General features: G+C 44.4%; 3 protein-coding genes. 1 reads left to right on the forward strand and 2 read right to left on the reverse strand.

Going from position 1 to position 4,583, the window contains the following annotated elements; translation table 11 throughout:
• Positions 1-100: 100 nt before the first annotated feature.
• Complete coding sequence (locus A3766_RS05175; RefSeq protein WP_068641835.1) at positions 101-598, reverse strand: hypothetical protein; 498 nt, start codon at positions 596-598, stop codon at positions 101-103.
• Positions 599-835: 237 nt separating this feature from the next.
• A complete protein-coding gene (locus tag A3766_RS05180) occupies positions 836-4,246 on the reverse strand; it encodes an Ig-like domain-containing protein (protein ID WP_068638164.1) in 3,411 nt (1,136 codons plus the stop codon).
• Positions 4,247-4,402: 156 nt separating this feature from the next.
• Between A3766_RS05180 and A3766_RS31885 the strand changes: the two genes are divergently transcribed.
• The coding region (locus tag A3766_RS31885) for a hypothetical protein (RefSeq protein ID WP_231882838.1) at positions 4,403-4,583 on the forward strand (181 nt) is incomplete at its 3' end.

A 4,583-nucleotide genomic window follows, 5' to 3' on the forward strand; every position in this document is an offset into this window, starting at 1 on the left:
CTTTTTGATCGATATTGACTCAGGCGAGATTATTTACTCCGTTTTCAAAGAGCTCGATTACGCCACCTCTTTACTTACCGGGCCTTATNAAAATAGTGACTTAGCTAAAGTCGAGTGAGTCTAAGGCATCTTTTTGACCTAAGGGGTTAGCGTTGTCTGCAATGAAGTGATATTGCATTAAACGGGCTTTATCGCTAATGCTGTTAAGTAAATTGCCGGGAGATAATGAAGAGCCTGGATTGCTCTCGGCATAGGTGGCACCAAATTGCCCGGTGTAATAATCTTCTAACTTGTCAGATATTTCGTTGCTACTGACGGTTTTAGGAAAATCATCATAGCTAGCGATGAAGCCTTCAGCTGAGTCGACGACACTATGGCTTGCAGAGAAAGCTTTAAGCTCATGTTTGATAGTCTGTAGGTAGCTGTGAATAAAGTCCTTCTGGGATTCTCGCTGTGTGATGAGCGCTTTCCGTGCTTCGTTTTCAATAACGCTTTCGGCAATATTAAATCCAACACCTGCTGTAATCAGAGCGGTTAATAGTACCGAAACAACGGACACTGAAAGTGATCCGAGGAGAACTTTTCGAGAGATGGACATGGTTGTTTCCTATTATTGCTATTTTAGTTCGTCGTTACTGACATTTTTAGTGTGGTGAAGACGCAACTACTTGTCAGCCGCAATCTATTTCAGCATAGGCCATTTAAGAAAAAGTGCTTAATATTTAGGAGGGGAAGTTCGGCACTGTATTGGTGCGAAAACTGCGCTGGATTAGTTGCTGGGCGAGAAACGAACCAGACTCGTGGTGAGTGGTTCGTTTCTTGTCGGGAGGGGCGTTTACTGGAAGCTGAATACAGAACCGCTTATAAAATCTGTATTTGTTGTGTCGTCACTTAATGCATAAAGGATATAAAAAATGCTGCCGCTGACGTCTTCAGATAGGGCGTAGCCAAATGCGTTTGTTTCTCCTCCCGATAAAACTTGATCTCCTGTTAGAAGGGATGTGTCAAAAGGTGATTCAGGTAAATGTATTTGAGGGTCTGGATTGCCAGTCATAACAGCAATTAATGGTAGATCGAAGTCGCGATTTGATAGGTTTCGGACAAGTGTTAGTAAAGTGCTGCCAGATTTTAAGACCTCGTTTTCTGCATCATATAATACTTCTGCTTCTGCGTAGCTTACGATGACATTTCTGAAATCATTTGTACTGTATATTGCTGACGAACTATGAATTTGATTGCTCGAAGCCTCAATTGATATCAGACCAATATTCTCAGAGCTTAGGGTAATTTGAGCGACGCCATTACTGGTATAAGCCGTTTCGATATGTGTGGTGCCATTATCAGTGATACTAAAACTCACTTCAGTGTTATCTGGAATTGCTCCGCTAGCCGAGTTAGGGCTTAAAGTCGCGGACACAATAGAGCTATCAATACCGTTGTTTAGAATAACGTTTGGAGTCAGTGACAGTGATATCGCTTTAGTAGCGTTAGGGTCTTCCGAGATTGTGAGGCTCAGAGTGTTAGAGCTTATAAGTTCTCCTGAGCTGTTTAGTAACTGGGCAGATATATCGCTGGTGCCGGCTGACAGAGCTTTTAGCAAACCGCTTTGATTAGAAAAGTAGTCATTCGATGCCGTCTCGATAGATACAACATCATTGTCACTGATTATCCAGCTTACTTCTTGGGTGAGATCTTTGCTGCTGTTATCGGAGTAGTCTGCAATGGCACTCAGTTGCAGTTCATCGTTAACGTTTATCGCGCTAGCAGGGCTGGTAATAGCAATAGAACTTAGTATTGCGTCCGTCACTGTGAAGGTTGCGCTGGACGATAGGCCTTCAAAGCTGGCGCTGACACGTGTACTACCGGGGGCAACGGTACGAATTAGTCCTGGGCTATCTACATTATTGTCGACAGTAATAAGTTGATTGTCTTCGCTTTGCCAGGTGACGAGGTGGGTGATGTCTTTAGTCGATGCATCGGTATATAAGCCACTTGCTTTGACTTGTTCTGTAAACCCAGCCGGAATACTTGTGTTATCGCTCGTCAGTGATATTGATTGAAGTGTCGCACTTGTTACTGTCACTAAACTAATACCACTGATTCCTTCTAGTTCGGCAGAGATCAGGGCTTCGCCTTCTGCATTAGCGCTGATAACCGGAGCGCTAGGGCTTTCTACGCTTGCAACAGTACTAGAGCTTGTGTTCCAGTTGGCCTCTTTACTGATATCAATTTGTTCTCCATCAGAATAGGAGCCTAAAGCAATGGCTTGTATTTGAAGCCCGTTAGCTAGGCTGATATTTCCTGGCTGAACTTCAATTGCGGTTAATACGGCGTCTTGAATGCTTAGACTAGTCGATATACTAATATCATCCAGGGTGGCGGAAATGTTTACGAATCCCAGTTCTAGTCCATTGACTAAACCTTCAGATAGCGCAGCGTTTGAAATAGAGCCTATTGCCGAGTCGCTCGATGTCCAGGTTACCTGTTCGGTGATGTCCTGAACTGAGCCGTCACTGTATGTTCCTTGAGCACTGAAACTTTGGCTTAGCCCCTTTGGTAGGGAGCTGTTAATAGGAAGAATACTTATATTGCTTAGTACTGCATTGCTTACCGTAACCGTACTGGCAGCATTATGGCCATCTAGCTCAGCACTCAGGCTTGAGCTGCCGATATCCAGTCCGCTAACAAGTGATGAGCCCGCTTCAATTGAGATTATTTCAGGAGAGTCAGCGCTCCAATTGACTTGGCTAGTAACATCTTGGTGGCTTTGATCAGTAAAAATGGCGGTGACGTTTACCTCGCTTTGAGTTCCTTTCGCTAGTGTGATCAATGGCGGGGTCAAAACCAGACTGTCGATTTGAGCCGGGCTGATAACAATGTTTTTTAACCCAGTTGTAGAGCCTTTAATAGCGCTGACTTGCACCTCCCCACTTTGAATGGCGGTAATAAGCTCATTATCGATACTGGCAAGGCTGATATCGCTAGTTTGCCATGTTACTTCAGCGGTAATGTTTTGGGTGCTGCCATCGGAATAGGTGCCAGTCGCTGATAAAGCAGTAGTGAGTCCGGCAATTAGAGTGTCGGGTAAATCAATTGAAATAGAATGCAATGTAGCAGGAGAAACCTTTAGCTCCAGACTTGTGTTGATGTCGCCAATACTTGCTGTGACATTGGTATTGCCAGCGCTGACAGCGACTACCAAGCCATTTTCATCGACTGTGGCGATGTTGTTATTGCTCGATTGCCAAGAAGTCTCAGGACTAAGGTCGCTTGTGGTGTTGTTCGTATAAATTCCGGTTGCCGTGAGAGTGCGAGATGAAGCAATTGCCAGTGTCAACGCGGCGGGTGTTATGCTAAGTGAACTCAATGTGTATGCAGTAGACGTACTTGAAGCGTGCTCACCCTCATAACTGGCTGTAATGGTTGCGTCACCAGGTGCTAGTGCGGTAAGTAAGCCTTCGTTGGAGATATGCAAAATGCTCGGATCAGAGGAACTCCAGTTAGCGGCTGAGGTGATAATACTTGTTGTACTATTTGAGTAGTGCGCGTTTGCTACCAGCTGCTGGATGCTGCCGACTTCGATGTCGGAAGGCAAGGTGGTAATGCTAACACTATAAAGAACGACAACCTCCACGTCTTGTTGATCTAGCAAATCATTGTGTTCGATAGAGATCGTTGCACTGCCAGCGGTGTTTACCGATAACAGGCCTGTGGCACTTATGCTGATAGCAGTGTTATTACTAGAGGCCCAGATAACATCGTTACTGATGTCTTCGCTTGATGAATCGGTGTAGGTTCCGTTAGCACTTAATTGCACACTGTCGCCGACCTCAAGATCGTCGGGAATGATGCTCATCGCAATGCTGCTTAAAGCAATTACGTTTATGCTGAAACTGGCTGATTCTCCAGAAAAAGCCGCTGTAATCGTAGTACTACCAGCATTGATTGCCGTAATCAGGCCACTGTCTGACACTGTCAGGATATTCGTGTCACTAGAGCTCCAGCCAGCGTCGCTACTTAAGTCAAAACTTGAGTCGTCGGTGTATAAACCGGTCACACTGGCTTGAAAGGTTTCGCCAGATATCATTGTTGTTGGTGGTGTTGATAATGAGAGACTCTGAAGTGAAGGCGTATTATTGGTCTGTTTTCCTGAGCTGCTACCGCCGCTGCAAGCGCTAAGTAATAGTGATATTAAAAAATATGTCAGTACTTTAGATGCGCTATTTATTGAAAAAACGTTGAACATTGAATAGTGATCCTCTTAATATGCGCGCAGTTTAGAGATTTTTCTACAGGAAGTATGTTCCATTTTGTCAACAGAAAGTGAAATTCTATAAAACAGCTTCATATAACTGTTTTCCTAACCGGCAAAATTTCAACAGAAACCCTATTGAGGTTAAGTATGCAAAGTAACATTAGGTACAAGTCTAGCAGTCGTAGAGCTTTGCTCTCGATATTTTTGCTATGCCTTTCAATGAATGTAATGGCTGAACGGGAAGAGAGCGGTGCGGGAGCCAGTTTACAGTTAGTAGCGACCTTCAGTGTTTTGGCTGATATGGCTAAGGCGGTGGGAGGAGATCATG

This window comes from Oleiphilus sp. HI0132, assembly GCF_001635845.1.

Bases quoted from the DNA above. Each gene is read 5' to 3' on its own strand.
- A3766_RS05175 (WP_068641835.1), bottom strand. From the start codon at position 598: ATGTCCATCTCTCGAAAAGTTCTCCTCGGATCACTTTCAGTGTCCGTT.
- A3766_RS05180 (WP_068638164.1), bottom strand. From the start codon at position 4,246: ATGTTCAACGTTTTTTCAATAAATAGCGCATCTAAAGTACTGACATAT.